At 67.6% G+C, this 22401-nt stretch carries 20 protein-coding genes and 2 riboswitches; of the genes, 12 read left to right on the top strand and 8 right to left on the bottom strand.

All coding sequences use genetic code 11. From position 1 onward, the window contains the following. Nucleotides 1-94: 94 nt before the first annotated feature. From gcvH to ASE89_RS04610, 3 genes are all read right to left on the bottom strand, one after another. On the bottom strand, nucleotides 95-466 hold the full coding sequence (gene gcvH, locus ASE89_RS04620) for a glycine cleavage system protein GcvH (protein WP_031395016.1): 372 nt from the start codon (nucleotides 464-466) through the stop codon (nucleotides 95-97). Between the two features lies 1 nt (nucleotide 467). Further along, nucleotides 468-1715, bottom strand: coding sequence for a glycine cleavage system aminomethyltransferase GcvT (gcvT, locus tag ASE89_RS04615; protein ID WP_082451226.1), 1248 nt, complete (start codon nucleotides 1713-1715; stop codon nucleotides 468-470). A 46-nt stretch (nucleotides 1716-1761) separates the two neighbouring features. Next, nucleotides 1762-1865: riboswitch (glycine riboswitch) on the bottom strand. A gap of 1 nt (nucleotide 1866) precedes the next feature. Beyond that, nucleotides 1867-1985: riboswitch (glycine riboswitch) on the bottom strand. A gap of 205 nt (nucleotides 1986-2190) precedes the next feature. Further along, nucleotides 2191-2829 (bottom strand): hypothetical protein, encoded by a 639-nt coding sequence (locus ASE89_RS04610; RefSeq protein ID WP_236701614.1) that lies wholly within the window; start codon nucleotides 2827-2829, stop codon nucleotides 2191-2193. 176 nt (nucleotides 2830-3005) lie between these two features. On the opposite strand from ASE89_RS04610, the gene ispH reads away from it, so the two are divergent. Genes ispH through rnhA form a run of 3 tightly spaced genes read left to right on the top strand, consistent with a single transcriptional unit; the run spans nucleotide 3006 to nucleotide 5384 of the window. Beyond that, nucleotides 3006-3959: a 4-hydroxy-3-methylbut-2-enyl diphosphate reductase gene (gene ispH / locus ASE89_RS04605; protein ID WP_037530348.1), complete on the top strand. Its 954-nt coding sequence runs from the start codon at nucleotides 3006-3008 to the stop codon at nucleotides 3957-3959. A 1-nt stretch (nucleotide 3960) separates the two neighbouring features. Further along, nucleotides 3961-4911 (top strand): homoserine kinase, encoded by a 951-nt coding sequence (thrB, locus tag ASE89_RS04600; RefSeq protein ID WP_056674470.1) that lies wholly within the window; start codon nucleotides 3961-3963, stop codon nucleotides 4909-4911. Continuing rightward, a complete protein-coding gene (gene rnhA, locus ASE89_RS04595; protein WP_052149195.1) occupies nucleotides 4908-5384 on the top strand; it encodes a ribonuclease HI in 477 nt (158 codons plus the stop codon). The genes thrB and rnhA overlap by 4 nt, the downstream gene beginning before the upstream one ends. A 17-nt stretch (nucleotides 5385-5401) precedes the next feature. On the opposite strand, the gene ASE89_RS04590 is transcribed toward rnhA, so the two are convergent. After that, nucleotides 5402-6484, bottom strand: coding sequence for an NAD(P)/FAD-dependent oxidoreductase (locus ASE89_RS04590; protein WP_056674469.1), 1083 nt, complete (start codon nucleotides 6482-6484; stop codon nucleotides 5402-5404). Further along, nucleotides 6481-7497, bottom strand: a complete 1017-nt coding sequence (locus ASE89_RS04585; protein ID WP_081874391.1) for an alpha/beta fold hydrolase — start codon at nucleotides 7495-7497, stop codon at nucleotides 6481-6483. Before ASE89_RS04585 ends, ASE89_RS04590 begins: the two co-directional genes overlap by 4 nt. Before the next feature lie 48 nt (nucleotides 7498-7545). Here ASE89_RS04585 and ASE89_RS04580 point away from each other — a divergent pair, with 48 nt between their 5' ends. The 8 genes from ASE89_RS04580 to ASE89_RS04545 are packed head-to-tail and all read left to right on the top strand — an operon-like array spanning nucleotide 7546 to nucleotide 15186. After that, on the top strand, nucleotides 7546-8040 hold the full coding sequence (locus tag ASE89_RS04580; RefSeq protein WP_056674467.1) for an A24 family peptidase: 495 nt from the start codon (nucleotides 7546-7548) through the stop codon (nucleotides 8038-8040). 49 nt (nucleotides 8041-8089) lie between these two features. Continuing rightward, nucleotides 8090-9145 carry a Flp pilus assembly protein CpaB gene (gene cpaB, locus ASE89_RS04575; protein ID WP_056674466.1) on the top strand — a complete coding sequence of 352 codons (1056 nt, stop codon included), beginning with the start codon at nucleotides 8090-8092 and terminating at the stop codon, nucleotides 9143-9145. A 13-nt stretch (nucleotides 9146-9158) separates the two neighbouring features. Next, the gene (locus tag ASE89_RS04570) at nucleotides 9159-10739 is read left to right on the top strand and encodes a type II and III secretion system protein family protein (RefSeq protein ID WP_082451284.1); all 1581 of its coding nucleotides are present in this window, start codon (nucleotides 9159-9161) and stop codon (nucleotides 10737-10739) included. A 35-nt stretch (nucleotides 10740-10774) separates the two neighbouring features. Then, on the top strand, nucleotides 10775-11410 hold the full coding sequence (locus ASE89_RS04565; protein ID WP_031441590.1) for a CpaD family pilus assembly protein: 636 nt from the start codon (nucleotides 10775-10777) through the stop codon (nucleotides 11408-11410). Continuing rightward, entirely contained in the window at nucleotides 11410-12702 is a 1293-nt protein-coding gene (locus ASE89_RS04560; RefSeq protein WP_031441589.1) for an AAA family ATPase, read from the top strand. Before ASE89_RS04565 ends, ASE89_RS04560 begins: the two co-directional genes overlap by 1 nt. Before the next feature lie 53 nt (nucleotides 12703-12755). Then, the gene (locus ASE89_RS04555) at nucleotides 12756-13727 is read left to right on the top strand and encodes a type II secretion system F family protein (RefSeq protein WP_031441588.1); all 972 of its coding nucleotides are present in this window, start codon (nucleotides 12756-12758) and stop codon (nucleotides 13725-13727) included. 7 nt (nucleotides 13728-13734) lie between these two features. Beyond that, on the top strand, nucleotides 13735-14730 hold the full coding sequence (locus tag ASE89_RS04550) for a type II secretion system F family protein (protein WP_168427555.1): 996 nt from the start codon (nucleotides 13735-13737) through the stop codon (nucleotides 14728-14730). A gap of 54 nt (nucleotides 14731-14784) precedes the next feature. After that, a complete protein-coding gene (locus ASE89_RS04545; protein WP_056674460.1) occupies nucleotides 14785-15186 on the top strand; it encodes a hypothetical protein in 402 nt (133 codons plus the stop codon). Between the two features lie 203 nt (nucleotides 15187-15389). Here ASE89_RS04545 and ppdK read toward each other — a convergent pair whose 3' ends face one another. The 3 genes from ppdK to ASE89_RS04530 all read right to left on the bottom strand — a co-directional run bounded on the left by ppdK (nucleotide 15390) and on the right by ASE89_RS04530 (nucleotide 21297). Beyond that, nucleotides 15390-18053, bottom strand: a complete 2664-nt coding sequence (ppdK, locus tag ASE89_RS04540) for a pyruvate, phosphate dikinase (protein ID WP_056674457.1) — start codon at nucleotides 18051-18053, stop codon at nucleotides 15390-15392. A gap of 63 nt (nucleotides 18054-18116) precedes the next feature. Next, entirely contained in the window at nucleotides 18117-20333 is a 2217-nt protein-coding gene (glyS, locus tag ASE89_RS04535; protein WP_056674455.1) for a glycine--tRNA ligase subunit beta, read from the bottom strand. A 124-nt stretch (nucleotides 20334-20457) separates the two neighbouring features. Next, a complete protein-coding gene (locus ASE89_RS04530) occupies nucleotides 20458-21297 on the bottom strand; it encodes a glycine--tRNA ligase subunit alpha (protein WP_056406361.1) in 840 nt (279 codons plus the stop codon). Nucleotides 21298-21500: 203 nt separating this feature from the next. Between ASE89_RS04530 and ASE89_RS04525 the strand changes: the two genes are divergently transcribed. Continuing rightward, complete coding sequence (locus ASE89_RS04525; RefSeq protein WP_056675340.1) at nucleotides 21501-22367, top strand: TraB/GumN family protein; 867 nt, start codon at nucleotides 21501-21503, stop codon at nucleotides 22365-22367. Nucleotides 22368-22401: the final 34 nt, after the last annotated feature.

Here is a 22401-nt window from a genome sequence, read left to right as displayed (position 1 = left end):
GGGAGGGGTTGGGGGTGGGGCGTTTCCGCAGGCGGCGCGTCTGTCGCACTGCCCCACCCCAACCCCTCCTCTGAAGGGGAGGGGCTTTGACGAATTAAAGCCCTTCGACGAACGCCGCGTAGGCAGCTTCGTCCATCAGGCTGTCGAGCTCGCTCGGATCGCTGAGCGTCAGCTTGAAGAACCATCCGGCGGCTTCGGCGTCCGAATTCACCAGGCTCGAATCGTCGGCGAGCGCGGCGTTGCCCTCGATGACGGTGCCCGACACCGGCGAATAGACGTCCGAGGCGGCCTTGACCGATTCGACGACCGCGGCATCCGCGCCCTTGGTCAGCTGCTTGCCGGCCTCGGGAACCTCGACGAACACGACGTCGCCGAGCTGGCTCTGCGCGTATTCGCTGATGCCGACCGTGCCGACGTCGCCGTCGACATCGACCCACTCATGATCCTGGGTAAAATAACGGCTCATATCACTTGGCTCCTGCGCGGACGTAGCGGTGGGGAATGAAGGGCATCGCGGTGACGGTCGCGCTATGGACCTTGCCGCGCTGTGCGATCTCGATGCGGGTGCCCGGCGTCGCCAGCGCGAGCGGCACATAGGCCATCGCGATCGGCTTCCCGAGCGTCGGCGCGAACCCGCCGCTGGTGAGGCGGCCGATCGTCGCGCCCGTGTCGTCGATCACCTCGGCCCCCTCGCGCGCGGGCTGGCGGCCCTCGACGATCAGGCCGACGCGCTTGGTGGCGGGGCCATTCTCGCGCTGCGAGAGGATACGCTGGGCGCCGGGGAAGTCGGCGGCCTCACGGCGGCGCTTCGACAGCGCGAAGCCGAGGTCCGCCATCACCGGCGTGGTCTCGGGATCGAGATCGTGACCGTAGAGCGGCAAACCGGCTTCGAGACGCAGCGAATCGCGCGCGCCAAGGCCGATCGGCTTGATCTCGGGCAGTGCGAGCAGCGCGTCGGCGAACGCGACGGCATGCTCGGCGGGGATCGAGATCTCGACGCCGTCCTCGCCGGTATAGCCCGATCGGCTGATCCAGAGCGGCACGTCGTTCCAGTGGAACGCGCCCGCGGTCATGAACACGAGGCCGTCGATGCCGGGGACAATCTGAGCAACCGCCGCGACCGCCTTGGGGCCCTGCACTGCGAGCAGCGCCTGATCCTCGAGGATGTTGATCGTGACGTCGTCGGGCAGATGCTCGATCAGATAGCTGACATCGTCATATTTGGTCGCGCCGTTGACGACGACATAGAAGCTGCCGCTCGCGGTCGGCGACGGGTGGAGCGGGTCGTACGCCTCGGGCTCGACGTCCTGCACCGAGAAGGGCGAGGGCTGATCGTCGGGCAGCCGCGTTGCCATCAGGTCGTCGAGGATGCCGCCATCCTGCGCGAGCAGCAGCGAATAGCGCATTTTGCCCTCGCCGAGCCCTGCGATGTCGCCCGGCAGCACGGTTTCGAGCGCGCTCGCGACGCCTTCGCCCGAGAAGACGAGCTGGCCCATGTGGCTGACGTCGAACAGGCCGGCCGACTCGCGCGTCCAGGCGTGTTCGGCCATGATGCCGTCATACTGGATCGGCATCTGATAGCCGGCGAATTCGACCATCCGTGCGCCGTTCGCGCGGTGCCACGCGTCGAGCGGCAATGGCAGCACCTCGGGCTCGACGTAATCGTCGGCCTCGTCGATGATGCTCGCATAGTCTCGAATGTCGGCGTCGCTCATGTCGGTCTCCGTCGAAGGGGCGCGCGGCACCCTGTGGTGCTGCGATCCGACCCCCTCTGTCACGGAACCTGAGAGCTTTCACCGCCTGATTGACGGCTTACCCCTTCGGTGGCCCTCGGCACGGAGCCAGGACGCTTTCCAGAGTGTCGATCAGCCCCGCGCGGTCTCTGGTGCCTGAGAGATTCCGGGGTGGTTGCTCCTTCGGCGGCCCCCTGCCCCTTTCAGGGCCGATCCTAAAAGGACCAGGAAACGCTCTCCCGCGCGGTGCCATGCCGGTTGCCCGGCATCGACGCGTCAAGCTGTGCCGCGCCGCACAATCTTAGTCAATCGGCGGTTTGGCGTGATCGTTCTTTTGCTGCGATCGCGACGGCCTCATGCCCCGTCATCCTGACGAAAGTCAGGATCCAGGATCACGCACGGGCCGCAGCTTGGCTCTGGATCCTGACTTTCGTCAGGATGACGGGATGGTGGTGACTCAGCGGGTGGCGTTGTACTTCAGCTGCTCGGCGGTCAGCTGGAAGCCCACCAGCGTCTCGAAGCTGGCGCGCAGCACCGCCTGCCGCACCTCGGGCGTGCTCAGCGGGTCGACCGCCGCATCCTCGTCACCGGCCTTGCGCTTGCGCGTCAGCTTCTCGCGGACGTCCGCCGACAGCGTTGCCGCTGCACGCGTGATCGTCGCCGTACCCTGGGCATTCGCCTCCGCCCGCAGCTGGCCTGCATCGAAGTGCAGCGTCACACGGCCAACCCGCTTGGCGACGACCGCGCTGCCGCCGCGCACGACGGTCACGAAATAGGGCAGCACGACGTCGCGCGCCGCGTCGGTGCGCGCACGCCGCGCCTGGACGGTGAACGTCACGTTCGTCAGGATCGGGTCGTTCGCGTCGACACACGTCGAACGGACATTGGTCATCAGCGCGGTGACGTCGATCGCCGACTGGTCGCGGCTGGTGACGGGGTCGAACACGGTGATGTCGCCGGTCGCGGCCGGCACCGCGACGGTCGGGCACGCGGTGCGGATCGCGGAGATGCCGCCGGTCGCGTCGATCTCTCCCTTGGAAGCGCAACCGCCCAGGGCGAGCGCGAGGATCGAAGCGGCAAGGATGGGGGCTTTCACGGGGACGCGTACCTTCTCGAACGAGCGAAAGGGCCTGCGCAACCGCACCGGCCCCTGTCACCGCGCACCATAGGAACCGGCTTTCGTCCAGGCAAGCAATCGCGTAGAGCCCGACGACTATGAGCATCCCCCCAGAGCCCATCGCAAACCCCGCAACCTCGCTCGCAGAGCCGGCCGTGCGCGGCGACAAACCCGCGCTCGAACTGCTGATCGCGGCGCCGCGCGGCTTCTGCGCCGGCGTCGACCGCGCGATCCGCATCGTCGAGCTGGCGATCGAGAAGCACGGCGCGCCGGTCTATGTCCGCCACGAGATCGTCCACAACAAGTTCGTCGTCGACACGCTGAAGGCGCAGGGCGCGGTGTTCGTCGAGGATCTGAGCGAGGTGCCCGACGATGCGCCGGTGGTGTTCTCCGCGCACGGCGTTCCCAAATCGGTGCCGCTCGACGCGCAGGCGCGCGGGCTCGAATATCTCGATGCGACCTGCCCGCTGGTCTCAAAGGTCCATCGCCAGGCCGAGCGGCTGGTTGCGCAGGGGCGGCACATCGTGTTCATCGGCCATGCCGGCCATCCCGAGGTTATCGGCACCTTCGGCCAGGTGCCCGAGGGCGCGATGTCGCTGATCGAAACGGTCGAGGATGCGGAAGTTTTCGCGCCGATCGACCCCGCCAATCTCGCCTTCCTGACGCAGACCACGCTGTCGGTCGACGACACCGCGGCGGTCGTCTCGACGCTGCAGCGACGCTTCCCCGAGATGCTGCCGCCGCGTGGCGAGGACATCTGCTACGCGACCTCGAACCGCCAGGCTGCGGTCAAGGCGATCGCGCATGGGTGTGACGCGATGCTGGTGATCGGCGCGCCCAATTCGTCCAATTCGGTGCGGCTGGTCGAGGTCGCGCAGCGCGAGGGCACGCCCGCGATGCTGATCCAGCGCGCCAGCGAACTCGACTGGGATTTCCTCGCTGGAGTCGGCACGCTTGGCATCACCGCAGGCGCGTCCGCGCCCGAGCTGCTCGTCCGCGAACTCGTCACGCGCCTCGCCGAGCGGTTCGAGGTGTCCGAGCGCGAGGTCGAGACGACGCGCGAGACGATCGCCTTCAAGCTGCCCCGCGGGCTCGAAGCCGCCGCCTAGCATGGCGGTTTATACGCAGGTCTCGGCCGAGGCGCTCGGAACGTTCCTCGCGCGGTACGACCAGGGTGCGCTGGTCTCCGCCAAGGGGATCGCCGAGGGGGTGCAGAACAGCAACTACCTCGTCGAGACCACCGCGGACCGGTTCATCCTGACGCTGTACGAGGAATGGACGTCGACTGACGACCTGCCCTTCTTCCTCGCGATGCTCGATCATCTGGCCGCGGCGGGCAATCCGGTGCCGCGCGCGCTGCCCGATCGCGACGGTCTTGCGATCCAGCAGCTCGCCGGGCGCTCGGCCTGTCTGATCGAGTTCCTGACCGGCGTGTCGGTGTCGCACCCGACCCCCGCACAGGCGCGGGCGGCGGGCGCGGCGATGGGCCAGCTGCATGCCGGGCTGGCGGACTTCGCACCGACCCGCGCCAACCCGCTGGGCGCCGACACCTGGCGCCCGCTGCTCGAGCGGTGCGGCGCGGGGATCGACACGATCGCGCCGGGGCTGTTCGCGCGGATCGAGGCAGCGCTGGCGCGGGTGCTGGCCCAATGGCCGCGCGACCTGCCGGTGGCGGCGATCCATACGGACCTGTTCCCCGACAATGTCCTGATGCTCGGCGACCGCGTGACCGGGGTGATCGACTTCTATTTCGCCTGCACCGACATCCGCGCCTATGATCTGGCGGTGATGCACAGCGCCTGGGCGTTCGACGCGACCGGCGAGCGTTACGACCCCGCGATCGGCGCGGCGCTGATCGCGGGCTATAAAAGCCGGTTCGCGCTGTCCGACGCCGAGCGCGCCGCGCTGCCGATCCTCGCGCAGGGCGCCTGCCTGCGCTTCCTGCTGACGCGCGCCTGGGACTGGGTCAACACGCCGGCCGATGCGCTGGTGACGCGCAAGGATCCGCTCGCCTATTGGCGGCGGCTCGAGGCTTATCTCAAGGACGACCTGTTCGCATGACCGACGACGCTACCGCGACAACGATGACCAAGGTCGAGATTTATACCGATGGCGCGTGCAAGGGGAATCCGGGACCGGGCGGCTGGGGCGCGGTGATCCGGATGGGCGCGCACGAGAAGGAATTGTCGGGCGGCGAGCCGCAGACGACCAACAACCGGATGGAGATGACCGCGGCGATCGAGGCGCTCAACATCCTCACCCGGCCCTGCGCGGTGACGCTGTACACCGACAGCAAATATGTGATGGATGGCCTGACCAAATGGGTGAAGGGCTGGCAGCGCAACGGCTGGAGGACCGCGGACAAGAAGCCGGTGAAGAATGCCGAGCTGTGGCACGCGCTACTCGCCGCGGTCGCGCGGCACAAGATCGAGTGGCAATGGGTCAAGGGCCATGCCGGCCACCCCGAGAACGAACGCGCCGACACGCTGGCCAGCAACGCCGCGATTGCGGCGATGACGCCTGGCCGCCGCTAGGCTGACACGAAACGGCGTTAGAAACGACGGGGCGAATAGCGGTGCGGATCGATCCCCGCCACCGCAGGATCAGGCGGCGTCCCGAGCAGCAACGCGGCCGCAAGGCGCGCTGCCGCCGGTGCGGTCTGGATGCCGAAGCCGCCCTGCCCCGCGCACCAGAAGAAGCCGGGTTCGGCGGCGTCGAAGCCGTAAACCGGCAGCCGGTCGGGCGCGAAGGTCCGCAGGCCTGCCCAGCGACGTTCGACCTGTGTGACCTGCCAGTCGACCGCCTGTTCGAGCCGGTCGATCGCGATCGCGACGTCGATCTCCTCGGGCGCGGCATCGCAGGGGTCGGTCGGCGTCTCGTCATGCGGGCTAAGCCAGAGCCGGCCGCCGGGCTCGGGCTTGAAATAGAAGCCGCCTGAAATGTCGGCAACATGCGGCATGCCCACCGCGGCTGCGGGATCAGTCCGCAGCTGGACCATCGTCCGCCGGTAGGGCTGAAGTCCGATCGGCGCCACGCCCGAACACCGCGCGACGCTATCGGCCCAAGCCCCCGCCGCATTGACCAGCACGGCGGCGCGAAACGTCCCCGCGGACGTCTCGATGCTCCACTGCCCCGAGTCGCGGCGCGCTGTCTTCAGCGCGGCCCCGGTGACGAGATCGGCGCCGCCCCGCCGCGCGGTTGCCAGGTCGCACGCGTGCAGCCCGGCGACATCGATATAGGCGCAGCTCGGCTCGAGCACGCCGAGCGTCCAGTCGGGCCGCAGCCCCGGGAGGAACGCCGCCGGATCGACCCGGTCGAGCTGCACATCGCTGTCGGCGAACTCGGCGAGGAACCGGTCGATCGCGGGCGCGTCCTGCGCGCGGCCGATATGGAGCGAACCCAGCGGCTGGAGATGCCCCCCGGCCCTGAGCACCGGGCCCGACGCGGTCGTCAGCGGCTGGATGTCGGGGCCACCATAGGTTTCCGACCAGAAGGCCGCGGACCGCCCCGTCGCGTGGTAGCCCGGCATGTCCTCCGCCTCGAGCAGCAGCACGCGCGCATGCGGCGCGAGCATTGCGGCGAGGCTGACGCCGGCCATTCCCGCGCCGACGATCGCGACGTCGTAGACTTTCATCGGCGCGGCACCGTGTCGTCGAGGAACGCGTCGAGTGCGGCGAGCGCGCGGTCACGCACAGCATCCGATTCGCGCAGGATTTCATGCGCCGATTCAGGTCCGAAGCGCACCAGCCGCGCGTCGCGCAGCCGCTCGACGATCCGGACCGCCGCATGCGGATCGACCAGCTTGTCGGCGTCCGCGAGCAGCATCAGCACCGGCGTCGCGATCGTCTCGACCCGCGGATCGCAGGCGAGCGCGGCGGACCCGGCGAATGCTTCGGACAACCAGGTCCAGCTCGGCGGACCGAGTTGCAGGTCGGGCTGCGCCTCGTGCCACCAGCGTTCGTCGTGATAGCGGTCGGCGTCGTGAGTGAGCAGACGCTGGCGCGAGGCGACGGGGCCGGGCCGTTCGTTTTGGCGCCAGGCCGCGCGGATCGGCGCACGCCGCGCCATGTAGCGCGCGATCCGGCCGCTCAGCCGCGCGCCGAGTGGAGAGCGAAGGCCCAGCATCGGTGCGACGAGGATCGCCGCCGCGGGATCGATCGTCCCCGCCGTCAGCGCGCGCATCACCATCAGCCCACCCATCGAATGGCCAAGGATCGCCGTCGGGATGCCGCCATCGCCTTCGCCGCGCCACTGCCGCCAGAAGCCGGCGAGATCGGCATCGTAGGTCGCGAAGTCGTCGACATGGCCGACATAGGGGTCGGGGGACAGCCGCCCCGACCCGCCCTGCCCGCGCCAGTCGAGCGAGGTCACCGACCAGCCGACGCTGCGCAGATGCGCGATCGTCTCGAGATATTTCTCGAAACTGTCGCCGCGACCGGCCTGGAAGAGAAAACGTCCGCGCGGGTTCGGTGCCGGCCAGTCGAACCGCCTCAGGCTCCAGCCATCGGCAGCGATCCAGCGACTGACGCGGGCATCGTCGGGAATCGCGCGCCGACTCGCGGCTGGCACGATCGGTGCGACGGTGGTGCGGGCATGCGGACGGGCCGGACCGGAGGCGGGCCCGGAGGTCGGATCAGAATCGAACATCGGCGACACAGTTACTTTTTCGAAAGCCATACCCGCTAAATGTAGTGCATGGGGTCGACGTTTACTCTTCCAATTCTACTTTTTCTGCTCGCCGGGCTGCTTGTCCTCGCTGCGATCGAGGACGCGCGGACGCGGGAGATCGCCAATGCGAAGACCGCCGCGATCGTGCTGCTCGCGCCCTTGTGGTGGTGGACCAACGGCCTGTCGCCCTGGCCCGACATGGCGATCCAGATCGGCATCGCCGCGGCGATTTTTGCGTTGTTCTGCATCGCCTTTCATTTCGGGCTGATGGGCGGCGGGGACGTCAAGCTGATCGTCGCGCTGTCGCTGTGGCTGCCGTTCGGCGCCTTCATGGCGATGCTGATGGTGATGTCGATCGCGGGCGGCGTGCTGACCGCGGGGATGCTGATCGCAAGGAAGCTGGCCATGCGCCGCGCCGATTCGAGCGTCGAAAACGCCACGATCGAGGTGCCCTACGGCATCGCGATCGCCTTTGCAGGGCTCGTCGCGGTCCACGAACCACTCCTTAACTCCCTGCGGTAGATACTTAATGTTCGATCAATCACACGGCGCCCGAAAGGCACGATGAGTCATGGATAGTCGCAAGCTCATATTGCTGGTCGGTGCGTTGATCGTGGCGGCGGTCACGGCCTTCTTCGCCCGCACGCTGATCGCGGGCAGCGCAGCCCCGCAGGCGACCGCGGTCGCGATGCAGCCCGCCGTGATCGACGGCCCGGAAGTGCTGGTCGCGACCCGCGCGCTGCCGGTCGGCACGATCCTCGACGCGACCGCATTGAAGTTCCAGCCCTGGCCCAAGGAGCTGGTCGACAACGCCTATTACCTGAAAGACAAGACCGACCTGAAGGCGCTGCAGGGCACCGTGGTGCGCAACATGATCACCGCGGGTCAGCCGGTGACGCAGGGCGCGCTGGTCAAGCCCGGCGACCGCGGCTTCCTCGCGGCCGCGCTCGGGCCCGGCATGCGCGCGGTGACCGTCCCCGTCTCGGAACAGGCATCGGTCGCGGGCTTCGTGTTCCCGGGCGATCGGATCGATCTGGTGCTGACCCAGGCGGTGGCGGGGGGCGGCGACGGTGATCCGCTGAAGGTGTCGGAGACGATCATGCGCAATGTGCGCGTGCTCGCGACCGATCAGCGCACCGACAACAAGGTCGGCGACGACGGCAAGACCGTCGTCAGCACCTTCTCGACGGTCACGGTCGAGACGACGCCCAAGATGGCCGAGGAGATCGCGGTCGCGCAGACGGTGGGCACGCTGTCGCTGTCGCTGCGTTCGATCGCGGACAATGCGGGCGAACTCGAGGACGCGATCGCGTCGGGCAGCGTGAGCGTGCCCGCGGGGTCGGATCCCAGGGCGGAGCGCGCGATGCTGCTGCGTCTCGCGAGCCAGCCCTCGTCGGGTGCGAGCAGCTACGTCACCGGCGCGGACGTGTCGCGCTACCAGCGCAGCACCGTGCCGGGCAAGGCGGTCGCATCCGGCGGTCCGGGCGGCTCGGCACAGATGATGATGCCGGCTGGCGGACCCGGCGGCGCGCCGGCCGGAGCCCCTTCGGGCGCGATCGCGTCGGGCCCGGTCGTCCGGGTCGCCCGCGGCAACAGCATGACCATCGTTCCGGTGGGGGGGAAGTAAGATGCGTACGAGCATGACAGGGATGCGGGCGTCGCTCGGCTGGTCGTTCGCCGCGGTGCTCGCCGCGGCAGGCACCGCGCCCTCCGCGCCGGCCATCGCGCAGGCGCAGGTCTCGGCCGCTCCCGCCGGGCTGGTTCAGGTCAATACCGGGCGTGGCCGGCTGGTGACGCTGTCGCGGCCGATGAGCGACCTGTTCGTCGCCGACGACACGATCGCCGACGTCCAGGTCCGCTCGCCGACGCAGCTCTACATCTTCGGCAAGAAGACCGGCGAGACGACGATCTCGGCGACGGCCAAGGGCGGCGCGATAGTTTACAGCTCGACCGTCCGGGTCGGCAACAATCTCGATTCGATCCAGCAGATGCTCGGGCTGGCGATGCCCGAGGCGCAGGTTGTCGCGACGCCGATGAACGGGCTGGTCCTGCTCACCGGCACGGTCGCCGCGCCCGAGGATGCAGCGGAGGCCGAACGGCTGGTGCAGGCGTTCGTCGGCGATGCAACCAAGGTCCTGTCGCGTCTCAAGACCGCGACGCCGCTCCAGGTCAATCTGCAGGTCCGCGTCGCCGAGGTTTCGCGCAGCTTCGTCAAGACGATCGGCGTCAACCTGACCAGCCGCGGGTCGGGCAATTTTCTCTTCAACATCGCGCAGGGGCGGCAAGGCACGATCACCACGGTCCCCGGCGTCGTCGGGGTTCCCGGCGCGGCGATCGACGCGAACGGCGCGGTGCCTGGCAACACGCTGTTCGGCTTCCCTGCCAAGTCCACCACCGGCTCCACGATCGGGATGGCCGGGCGCCTGCTGGGGCTCGACCTGCTCGCGGCGATCGACCTTGGCGAACAGACCGGACAGGTCTCCACGCTCGCCAACCCGAACCTCACCGCGCTGTCGGGGGAGACGGGGACGTTTCTCGCAGGCGGCGAAGTGCCGATTCCGATCGCGCAGGCGCTGGGCACGGTGTCGGTCGAGTATAAGCAATATGGCGTCAGCTTGGCCTACACCCCGACCGTACTCTCCGACGGCCGCATCTCGCTTCGCGTCCGCCCCGAAGTGTCGCAGCTCGATTATTCCAATGCGGTCACGCTGAACGGCACCCGCGTGCCGGGGCTGACGACGCGGCGGACCGAGACGACGGTCGAGCTCGGCTCGGGCCAGAGCATGATGATCAGCGGGCTGCTGTCGAACAACCACAACAACACCTATGACAAGACGCCGGGGCTCGCGAGCCTGCCGATCATCGGCGCGCTGTTCCGCTCCAACAGCTTCCAGCGCAACGAGACCGAGCTGGTGGTGATCATCACCCCCTATCTGGTCAAGCCGGTCAACAACCCGGCCGACATCGCGCTGCCCACCGACGGCTACAAGGCACCGACCGATGCCGGCCGGGTCCTGCTCGGCGATCTCGGCGGCGGAACGACCGGCGGGCGCCGGCCGGTGCCGAGCGTCGCACCGATGGGCTATGCCAACCCCGCGATCGGCGCTGCCGCCCCGGTCGGCCCCATCCCAACCCGCGACCCGCAGCAGCCGGCCATCCAGACGGGCACCAAGCCGAAGACGAGCAAGGGCGCCGCACCGATGCCCGGCTTCTCCAACTGATCCCGCGCCGCGCCATGTTTCAAGGACTTCGCACGATGACGAAACACCCGATCCTGCTGCTATCGCTCGGATCTGCGCTCCTGCTCGGCGGCTGTATGGGGACCGAGAATCGCGGTCTCGAATCGGTTCACCAGCCGGTCGTGAGCCGCGCCAACTATGCGCTCGACCTCGGCACCGCCGGCGGCACGCTGGCGCAGGGCGAGGCGCGGCGGCTGGCGGGCTGGATGACGACGATGCGGGTCGGCTATGGCGACCGCGTCGCGATCGACGATCCCGCGGGCGAAGCACCGATGGCGCGCGCAGAAATCGCCGACGTCGTCGCGGGCTATGGCCTGTTGCTGTCCCCCGACACCCCGGTCACGCAGGCGCCGGTCAGCCCCGGCGCGATCCGGATCGTCGTCACGCGGATGCGCGCCGATGTCCCCGGCTGCCCCGACTGGTCGCGCGACGCGAGCATCGACATCGCCAGCCATACGTCGTCCAACTATGGGTGCGCGATGAACCGCAACCTTGCGGCGATGGTCGCGCGGCCCGAGGATCTCGTCCGCGGCTCCGGCGACGCCGAGACCTATGACCCGGCCTCCTCGTTCAAGGCGATTGATGTGTATCGCCGCGCGGTGCCGACCGGCGCGAACAACGCGCTGCGGTCCGAAACCGCAGGGGGCAAGTGATGAACGCACCCTGGAAGCCCGCTGGCATCGCGCACCGCGAACCCTTCGCCGCCTATGTCTGCGACGAGGCGACCGCCGAGGCGCTGCGCCCGATCGCGGCCGAACTCGGCTGGTCGGTCGACAAGGTCAGCAAGGGCGGTCTGCGCAACGCGATCCAGTCGCTGTCGGTGTCCGCCAGCCCGCAGATCCTGTTCGTCGACCTCGCCGAATCGGGCGATCCGCTCAACGACATCAACGCGCTGGCCGAAGTATGCGAGCCCGGCACGGTGGTGATCGCGGCAGGCCAGGTGAACGACGTCCGGCTGTACCGCGATCTCGTCGCCAGCGGGATCCAGGACTATCTGCTCAAGCCGCTGCATCCCGACATGCTGCGCGAGGCGTTCGGCCATGCCCAGGCGATGCTCAGCGCACCCAAGCATGTCGAACATGCCCCCGCGCGACCGCAATGCTCGATCGCGATCATCGGCACGCGCGGCGGCGTCGGCGCATCGACGATCGCGACGTCGGTCGCCTGGCTGATCGCGGAGAAGGAACAGCGCGCGACCGCGCTGCTCGATCTCGACGTGCATTTCGGCACCGGCGCGCTGTCGCTCGATCTCGAGCCGGGCCGCGGGCTGACCGATGCGATCGAGAATCCGAGCCGGATCGACGGGCTGTTCATCGAGCGCGCGATGGTCAAGGCGTCGGAGAAGCTGTCGGTGCTGAGCGCGGAGGCGCCGATCAACGCGCCGCTGATGACTGACGGCGCCGCCTTCTACCAGCTGCAGGAGGAGATGTGTGCGGCGTTCGACTGCACCATCGTCGACCTGCCGCGCGGCATGCTGGTCCAGCATCCGCATCTGATCAGCGAAGTCCACCTCGCGGTGCTCGTCACCGACCTGACGCTGGCGGCGGCACGCGACACGATCCGCCTGCTGTCGTGGATGAAGTCCAACGCGCCCAAGACCCGGGTGCTCGTGCTCGCCAACCGGATGCATGCCGGCGGCCAGCTCGAGATCAGCCGCAAGGATTTCGAGGGCTCGATCGAGCGCCGGATCGATCATGTCGTGGTGTTCGACCAGAAGCTCGCGGCGCAGGCCGCCAAGCTCGGCAAGCCGATCGTCGAGGCCGGCAAGACGTCGAAGACGATCGCGCCGATCGTCGCGCTCGTCACCGAACTGATGGTCGCGGTCGATGCCACCGGTACGGAGGCTGCGAGCGCCAAGACGCCCCGCCGGTCGGGCGGCGTCTCGCTGCTCGGCAAGTTCAGCGACCTGAAGGGGCTGATGGCCAAGCGGGCGACCAAGTCGTGACGCCGCACGGGTCGCGGATGCGCGCCGATCGGGCGCAGAGGGCCTAGGCGACGATGGACATGCTTCCCGTCATCATGGTCGCGCTGGGCGGCTGCACAGTGCTCGGCCTGCTGGTGTTCGCCTTTGCCGGTCCCTCCACCGGGCGCGCCCAGACACGCCGGGTCGCGTCGCTGCGTCTCCGCCACGGCGACGGCGTCGCCATGCCCGAGGCGCAGATGCGCCGGATCGCGATGGCGGGCGACACACGAATGGATCTGGCGGTCGGGCGGTTCCTGCCCAACCGGGCCGAGCTTGCCAAGCGGCTGGCGATGACCGGCAAGGACTGGACCGTCGGGCAATATGGCATGGCGACCGCGGGGCTGACGCTGGTCGTTGCGTTCCTGATGCTGGTGCGCGGCATGCCGATCTTCCTCGCGCTGTTCGTCGGCCTGTTCGTCGGCATCGGCATCCCGCATCTGGTGGTCGGCAAGGTCCTCAAGCGCCGGGTCGCCAAGTTCACGCAGAAGTTTCCCGACGCGATCGAGCTGCTGGTGCGCGGCTTGCGCTCCGGTCTGCCGATCAGCGAGACGATCGGCGTCGTCGGCGCCGAGGTCGATGGTCCGGTCGGCGAGGAATTCCGATCGGTCAGCGACAAGATGAAGATCGGCCGGACGATGGACGTCGCGCTGCAGGAGACCGCGGACCGGCTCGGCACGCCCGAATTCCAGTTCTTCGTCATCACCATCGCAATCCAACGCGAGACCGGCGGCAATCTGGCCGAGACGCTCGCCAATCTCGCCCACGTATTGCGGATGCGCGCGCAGATGAAGCTGAAGATCAAGGCGATGTCGTCCGAGTCCAAGGCATCGGCCTATATCATCGGCGCGCTGCCGTTCATCGTGTTCGGGCTGATCTGGTTCATCAACGGGACGTACATGCAGAAGTTCTTCATCGACGAGCGGCTGATGGTGATCGGCATGGGCGGGCTGTGCTGGATGGCGATCGGGTCGTTCATCATGTCCAAGATGATCAGCTTCGAGATTTAGGAGCAGGATGATGGGTGAGACCGCCGGACCTATGCTGCTCGGATTCGACGTCCTGTGGGTCGCGACGATCCTGTCGGGAGTCGCCGCCTTCGCGGTGATGGTGGCGATTTATGCCGCCACCACGGTCAGCGATCCGATGGCAAAGCGGGTCAAGGCGCTCAACGATCGTCGTGAACAGCTTAAAGCGGGCATCACCGCCTCGACCAAGCGCCGTGCCAAGCTCGTGCAGCGCCATGATGCCGCGGACCGTATGCGCGGCTGGCTGTCGTCGATGAAGGTCCTGCAGGACAGCCAGGTCAAGGCGGTGCAGATCAAGCTGGCACAGGCCGGGATCCGGTCGAAGGAATGGGCGCCCGCGGTGATCTTCGGCCGGCTCGTCCTGCCGATCGTGATCGGCGGCGCGATGGTCATCTGGGTCTATGGTACGGACGGCTTCGCGACATGGAGCCCGCTCAAGAAATACGGTCTCGTCGCGGTCAGCTTCATCCTCAGCTACAAGGCCCCCGACCTGTATCTCGACAACAAGATCGCCAAGCGCACCGATGCGATCCGCAAGGGCCTGCCCGACGCGCTCGACCTGCTGGTGATCTGTGCGGAGGCGGGGCTGACGATCGATGCGGCGTTCCACCGCGTCGCGCGCGAACTCGGCCGCGCCTATCCCGAACTGGGCGAGGAATTCACGCTGACCGCGATCGAACTGGGCTTCCTGACCGACCGGCGCAGCGCGTTCGAGAATCTCGCCGGCCGGGTCAAGCTCGACGCGGTGAAGGGCGTCGTCACGACGATGGTCCAGACCGAGAAATACGGCACGCCGCTCGCCTCCGCGCTGCGCGTGCTGTCGAACGAATTTCGCAACGAACGGATGATGCGCGCCGAGGAAAAGGCCGCGCGGCTGCCGGCGATCATGACCGTGCCGCTGATCCTGTTCATCCTGCCCGTGCTGTTCGTCGTCATCCTCGGGCCGGCGGCCTGTTCGATCTCGGATGCGTTGCTCAAGAGCTGAGGCAACCCCAGCCGCAGCGGTTCGTTGAGCCCCCGTAACAGGAGGGTTTTCACGATGCCGTTGTTTTCCACACCGACGCAGTTCGCCGCACTGGGGCTGGTCCTGATCGCGGGCTGGCTGCTGGGCCTCGCCAGCCATCCCGGCGGCAAGAAGTGGAAGGCGCGCTATATTGCCGAGCGCGATGCGCATGGCGCGACCCGCAAGGAGACTGACCTGCGCGCGAGTGCCGCCGAACAGCGTGCGATCGAGGCCGAGCATGAGAATGCGCGATTGGTAAAGGCGGCAGCCGCAGCGCCGGTGGCGGCCCCCGTGGCAGCGCCCGTCGCACGGACGACGGCGGCGCCCGTCTCGCGGGACCGGGATGTGGCGTATTCGGACGGCTATGCAACGGGCCGACCGGGCTATGCGAGCGACGGCACCAAGCGCGGCTGGTTCGACTTCAACCAGCGTCGGTAAGCGTTCGGGGGCGCCGTCCCCCCAAAACTTTGTTCTCCCGCGAAGGCGGGAGCCCAGTCTGGATCCCCGCCTTCGCGGGGAAACACTCTTTTGCACTACCCTGGCGGAGGCCGGGGCCCAGATGAGAATGCTAGGTAACTGCGGACGGGTCCTAGTTACTCCGGACATTCCACCTGGGTCCCGGCCTCCGCCGGGGTAGTTATTCATTCCTTGTTGAGCGCCGCCTGCGCCGCAGCGAGCCGCGCGATCGGCACGCGGTACGGGCTTGCCGAGACGTAATCGAGCCCGACCTTCTCGCAGAACGCGATGCTGGCCGGATCACCGCCATGCTCGCCGCAGATGCCGAGCTTGATGCCCGAGCGCGTCTTGCGACCACGCTCGGCGGCGATCTCGATCAGCTCACCCACGCCCTCGACGTCGATGCTGACGAACGGGTCCTTCGCGTAGATGCCCTGCTCGACATAGGCACCGAGGAACCGCGCCGCGTCGTCGCGGCTGACGCCCAGCGTCGTCTGCGTCAGGTCGTTGGTGCCGAACGAGAAGAACTCACCGACTTCCGCGATCTCCCCTGCCCGCAGCGCGGCGCGGGGCAGCTCGATCATCGTGCCGACCAGATATTCGATCGTCCGGCCCTTGTCGGCGAACACGGCCTGCGCCGCCTTGTCGACGACCGCCTTCATCAGCTCCAGCTCGCGGCGGGTCGCCACCAGCGGGATCATGACCTCGGGGATCGGGGCCGCGCCGGACTTCTCCGCGACGTCGACCGCCGCCTCGAAGATGGCGCGCGCCTGCATCTCGTAGATTTCGGGATAGGTCACGCCGAGACGACAGCCGCGATGGCCGAGCATCGGGTTGAACTCGTGCAGCTCGGCCGCGCGACGCTTGAGCGTGTCGACGTCGATCCCCGCCGCGGTCGCGACCTCGGCGAATTCGGACTCCTCGTGCGGCAGGAATTCGTGGAGCGGCGGATCGAGCAGGCGGATCGTCACCGGCAGCCCGGCCATCACCTCGAGGATCTCGGTGAAATCCTTGCGCTGTTCGGGCAGCAGCTTCTCGAGCGCGGCGCGGCGGCCCTTCTCGTCGCTCGCCAGGATCATTTGGCGGACGTTGGTGATGCGGCTGCTCTCGAAGAACATGTGCTCGGTGCGGCACAGCCCGACGCCTTCCGCGCCGAACTCGCGCGCGACCCGGCAATCCTCGGGCGTCTCGGCATTGGCGCGCACCTTGAGGCGACGAACCTCGTCCGCCCAGGTCATCAGCGTGCCGAAATCACCCGACAGCTCGGGCTGCACGGTCGCGACCGCGCCGATCATCACTTCGCCGGTGCTCCCGTCGATCGTGAGCAGGTCGCCCTCCTTCACCTCGCGGCCGCCGCAGCGCATGATCTTCGCCTTGGTATCGATCGACAGCGTGCCCGCGCCCGAGACGCACGGGCGCCCCATGCCGCGTGCGACGACCGCCGCATGGCTGGTCATCCCGCCGCGTGCGGTCAGGATGCCGCGCGCCGCGTGCATACCGTGAATGTCGTCGGGCGAGGTCTCGGTCCGGACGAGGATCACCGCGACGCCGTCGGCAGCCTTCTTCTCCGCCGCATCCGCATCGAACACCACTGCGCCCGAGGCCGCGCCCGGCGAGGCGGGAAGCCCCTTGGTCAGCACGTCGCGCTTGGCATTGGGATCGAGCGTCGGGTGGAGCAGCTGGTCGAGCGCCATCGGCTCGACGCGCAGGATCGCCTCCTCGCGCGTGATCAGCCCCTCATTCGCCATGTCGACCGCGATCTTGAGCGCGGCCTTGGCGGTCCGCTTGCCCGCGCGCGTCTGGAGCATCCAGAGCTTGGTCTTCTCGACCGTGAACTCGATGTCCTGCATGTCGCGGTAATGGTTTTCGAGCGTGTCGAACACGCCCGCGAGCTGGCCGTACACCTCGGGCATCGCCTCTTCCATCGAGGCGGCCTTGGCGCCGGCGTCCTCGCGCGCGACCTTGGTCAGATATTGCGGGGTGCGGATGCCCGCGACGACGTCCTCGCCCTGCGCATTGATCAGGAACTCGCCGTAATAGGCGCGGTCGCCCTTCGACGGATCGCGCGTGAACGCGACGCCGGTCGCCGACGTGTCGCCCATGTTGCCGAACACCATCGCCTGGATGTTGACGGCGGTGCCCCAGCTGGCGGGAATGTCGTTGAGCCGGCGATAGACCTTCGCCCGCTCCGACTGCCACGAACCGAACACCGCGCCGACCGCGCCCCAGAGCTGGTCGTGGACGTCCTGCGGGAAGGGCTTGCCCCAGAGCTTTTCGACGAGGCCCTTATATTCGGTCACCAGCGCGCGCAGGTCGTCCGCGCTCAACTCGGTGTCGAGCGTGAAGCCCTGATCTTCCTTGGCGATCTCGAGCGCTTCCTCGAACGCGCCGTGATCGAGCTCGAGGACGACGTCGGCGTACATCTGGATGAAGCGGCGATAGCTGTCCCAGGCGAAGCGCGCGTCCTCGGACTTGGCGGCAAGGCCCTCGACCGTCTCGTCGTTGAGCCCGAGGTTGAGGACGGTGTCCATCATTCCCGGCATCGAGGCGCGGGCACCCGAGCGGACCGAAACGAGCAGCGGGTCAGCGGCGTCGCCGAACATCTTGCCGGTCACGCCCTCGATATGCGCGAGGCCGGTGGCGACCTCGTCGCGCAGGCCCTGCGGGAACTGGCCGCCCTCGTCATAATAGACCGCGCAGAAATCGGTCGAGATCGTGAAGCCCGGCGGCACCGGCAGGCCGATCGACGCCATCTCGGCGAGGTTCGCGCCTTTGCCACCGAGCAGGTTCTTGTCGCCCTTGCCGCCGTCCGAAACACCGCCGCCGAAACGGTACACATATTGGGTCATCGCAGGTCCTCTAGGTGTTGTTGCGCGCAAGGCGGCAGAGATTGTCTTTGCAAGCGGGGCGGGTCAGCCCTCGATCTTCGAAAAGTCCGCGACGTTGTGCACTGCGGCGCGAATACGCTCAAGTAGCGCGAGACGGGCGGAGCGCTTGGCGGGATCGGCATCGTTGACGATAACGCTATCAAAGAACACATCGATCGGCGCCCGCAGCGACGCGAGCGCGGCCATTGCCGCGGCGAAATCCTCGCCCGCGATTGCTGCAGTTGCGCGGGGTTCGGCGGCGTCGAGCGCGGACTGGAGCGCGGTCTCTGCGGGTTCGGGCGCATACTGCTCCCTCTCCCCTGCGCGGAGAGGGGGAGCAGAAGGGGCTTCCTTCTTCAGGATATTGGCCGCACGCTTGTAGCCGGCGAGCAGGTTCTTGCCGTCCTCGGTCGATATAAAATTCGCGAGCGCTTTGGCCCGCGCTTCGACCCGATCAATGCGGTCGTCGCTTCCAGTGCCCCAACCGGTGGAAGCTTGGACGTAATCATAGCGGATGCCGGCTTCGCGCAGCTGAACGCCGAGGCGATCATGCAGAAAGTCGGAGAGTACTATACCGAGCGCAGCATTCTCTTCCCCAGACCAGGCGCGAGCTGCCGCGTCGATCTTGAACTTGAGATTGGCCGTTTGAATGGTCCGCAAGACACCCAGAGCGGCCCTTCGCAAAGCGAACGGGTCTTTTGAGCCAGTTGGAAATAGCTTCACGGCAAAGAACGAGAATAGCGTATCCAGCTTGTCCGCCAGGCTGACCGCGACCGTCACCGGGTCAGTCGGGACATCATCGCCCTGCCCGACCGGCTTGTAATGGTCGCGGATCGCGGCAGCGACGGCGGGGTGCTCGCCTTGGGCTGCGGCGTAGTAGCCGCCCATCAGGCCCTGCAACTCGGGGAACTCGCCGACCATGCCGGTGACGAGATCCGCCTTGGCGAGACGCGCGGCGCGCTCGGCGAGGGTGGCGAGTTCCGCCCGGGCCTCGGGCGTTTCTTCTGTTCCCCGGCGGAGGCCGGGGTCCAGGTGGGAAGGCTGTTGTGACGAAGCGCCGGCCTCAGCCAAGGCGCCGTTCGCAACTGGGCCCCGGCCTTCGCCGGGGAACGAAGAGGTAGCGGAGGACGAACTCGTACCCCCGACGATACCCTCTTCGACCAGCCAGCGGGCGAGTTTCGCGACGCGGTCGACCTTGTCCGCCACCGTGCCGAGCTTCTCGTGGAAGACGATCTTCTCGAGCTTCTCCGCCTGCTCGGCGAGCGGCACCTTCAGGTCGGTATCGTAGAAGAATTTCGCATCCGACAGACGCGCGGCGAGGACCTTGCGGTTGCCCTCGACGATCTTCGCGCCGCCGTCATGCGCAGCGATGTTAGCGGTACAGACGAAGGCGTTCGCCAGCGTCCCGTCGGCGCTGCGGCAGACGAAATATTTCTGGTTCACGCGCGCGGTGAGCTGGATCACCTCGGGCGGCACGTCGAGAAATGCGGGATCGAACCGGCCGAGCAGCGGGATCGGCCATTCGGTGAGCCCGGCATTCTCGGCGACGAGGCCCTCGTCCTCGATCAGTTCGAGCCCGGCCTGCATCGCCGCCTCGCGCGCATGATCGCGGATCAGCGTCGCGCGCTCGTCCTGGTCGACGATGACGTGGCAGGCGCGCAGCTTCTCGACATAGTCGTGCGCGCCGCCAATCGTGATCTGGTACGGATGGTGGAAGCGGTGGCCGAACGTGGCAGCGCCGCTTGCGATGCCGGCGATCTCGAACGGCACGATCGTCTCGCCGAGCAGCGCGACGACGCCTTGCAACGGACGGACCCAGCGCAGCGATTCGGTGCTGGCAGAGGCATCGCCCCAACGCATCGACTTCGGCCAGGGAAACGCGCGGACGATCGCGGGGATTGCCTCGGCAAGCACGTCCGCGGTGGCGCGGCCGGGCTTTTCGGTGACCGCGAAGAACGTGCCGCCGCGATCGACCAATTGCTCGCGCATGAGGCCGGTCTTGCGCAGGAACCCTTCGAGCGCCTGCGGGGGCGCCGACGTCTTGGGGCCCTTCACCTCTTCGGACACCGCGGCAGTCTCGATCGGCAGATCGCGCGCGATCAACGCCAGCCGGCGCGGCGTCGCATAGGTGACGATAGCGCTGGTGGCGATCCCGGCCTTGGCGAGTTCTGCGGTGAACAGCTTGGCAAGGTCTTCACGCGCCTTCGCCTGCATGCGGGCGGGAATTTCTTCGGAGCGGAGCTCCAGGAGGAAGTCGGTCATTCGGGCTCACCGGTCGGAGCAAAAACACTCTGCGCTCTCTGCGCCTCTGCGCGATATTCTGTTCGCGCAGAGGCGCAGAGGACGCGGAGAGAAGAAGAGATACAGCCTGCGGCGCGGGGGCGCATCACGCCGCCCATCCGTGCTTGTCCATCCAGGCGGCGCAGGCACCTTTGGCGAGGTCGCGGACGCGGCCCATATAGGCCTGGCGTTCGGCGACCGAGATCACCCCGCGCGCCTGCAGCAGGTTGAAGACGTGGCTGGCCTTGATCGCCTGCTCATAGGCCGGGATCGGCAGCTTGGCGGCGAGCGAGTTCTCGCATTCGGCGACGTGCTTGCGGAACTGGTCGAACAGCGAGTCCGTGTCGGCGACCTCGAAGTTCCACTTCGACATCTCCTGCTCGTTCTCCAGGAACACCTCGCCATAGGTCACCCCGGCGTCGTTGAACGCGAGGTCGTAGACGCTGTCCTTGTCCTGGATATACATCGCCAGCCGCTCGAGCCCGTAGGTCAGCTCGCCCGCGACGGGCTTCATGTCGAAGCCGCCCATCTGCTGGAAATAGGTGAACTGGGTCACTTCCATGCCGTCGCACCAGACTTCCCAGCCGAGCCCCCAGGCACCGAGCGTCGGGCTTTCCCAGTCGTCCTCGACGAAGCGGATGTCGTGCTTCAGCATGTCGATGCCGATCGCCGCGAGCGACCCCAGGTAGAGTTCCTGGAGGTTGGCGGGCGACGGCTTCAGGATCACCTGATACTGGTAATAATGCTGGAGCCGGTTCGGGTTCTCGCCGTAGCGGCCATCGGTGGGACGGCGACAGGGCTGGACGAACGCGGCATTCCACGGTTTCGGCCCGAGCGCGCGCAGCGTCGTCGCGGTGTGGAACGTGCCCGCACCCATTTCCATGTCGTAGGGCTGCAGGATCAGGCACCCGTGATCGCTCCAATAGTCATGGAGCGTGAGGATCATGCGCTGGAAGCTAAGAGGCTTTTTCAGGGGCTGGGTCACGCGCGGGCTTTGGCGGATGGGGGTGCGCGAGGCAAGTGGTGCGTTGCGATCGCGCATCCTACATGGGGCCGACCAACGATGAGGATGCCCTCCCCTTGAAGCTGTTTTCCCGACTCGCGTCGCTTCGCTCCGCCCCGCTGCGCTCGACGCTGTCCGCCATCGCGATGGCGTTCGCGCTGCCCGCCTGTGCACAGGTCGCGCCCAAACCCGCGCAGGCCGCCAACGATGCCGATCCCGCCCTGTGGGTGGTGAAGGACAAGGACACGACGATCTATCTGTTCGGGACGATCCATGTGCTGAAACCCGGCATGACGTGGTTCGACGAGGCGGTGAAGACCGCGTTCGACCGCTCGCAGCAGGTCGTGCTCGAGCTGGTGATGCCCGATCCCGCCAAGATGCAGACCCTGGTCATGGCAACCGGCGTCACGAAGGACGGGCCGACGCTGACCGAACAGCTGCCCGCGGAGAAGCGCGCCGCCTATGCCAAGGCGGTGACCGATCTGGGGCTGCCGGCGAACGCGTTCGACCGGTTCCGCCCGTGGCTCGCGGCGACCAACCTGTCGATCGCGCCGCTGTCAAAGCTTGGCTATGACGCCGCGAACGGGCCGGAGCAGGTGATCACTGCCGCGGCCAAGGCGGCGGGCAAGCCGGTGACGGGCCTGGAGACCGCGGAGCAGCAGCTGGGCTATTTCGGGAGCCTGTCGCAACAGGCGCAGCTGCAGTTCCTCGGCAGCACGATCGACGAACTGCCCAAGCTCGAGACGACGATGGCGACGATGGTCGACGAATGGGCGAAGGGCGATCCCGAGGCGCTCGCCAAGGAGATGAACGAGAGCCTGAAGGATTCGCCCGAGGTGGCGAAGGTCCTGCTGGTCGATCGCAATGCACGCTGGGCGGACTGGGTCGCGAACCGGATGAAGTCGCCGGGGACGGTGTTCGTCGCGGTCGGCGCGGGGCATTTGGCGGGGCAGGACAGCGTTCAGGCGCAACTGGCGAAGCTCGGCGTGAAGGCGGAGCGGGTTACGTATTGAGCGACTTACCCTCTCCCCTCGGGGGAGAGGGAGG

The organism is Sphingomonas sp. Leaf30, assembly GCF_001422525.1.
Lineage (GTDB): Bacteria > Pseudomonadota > Alphaproteobacteria > Sphingomonadales > Sphingomonadaceae > Sphingomonas > Sphingomonas aerolata.
This window is presented reverse-complemented; position numbering and strand designations above follow the sequence as displayed.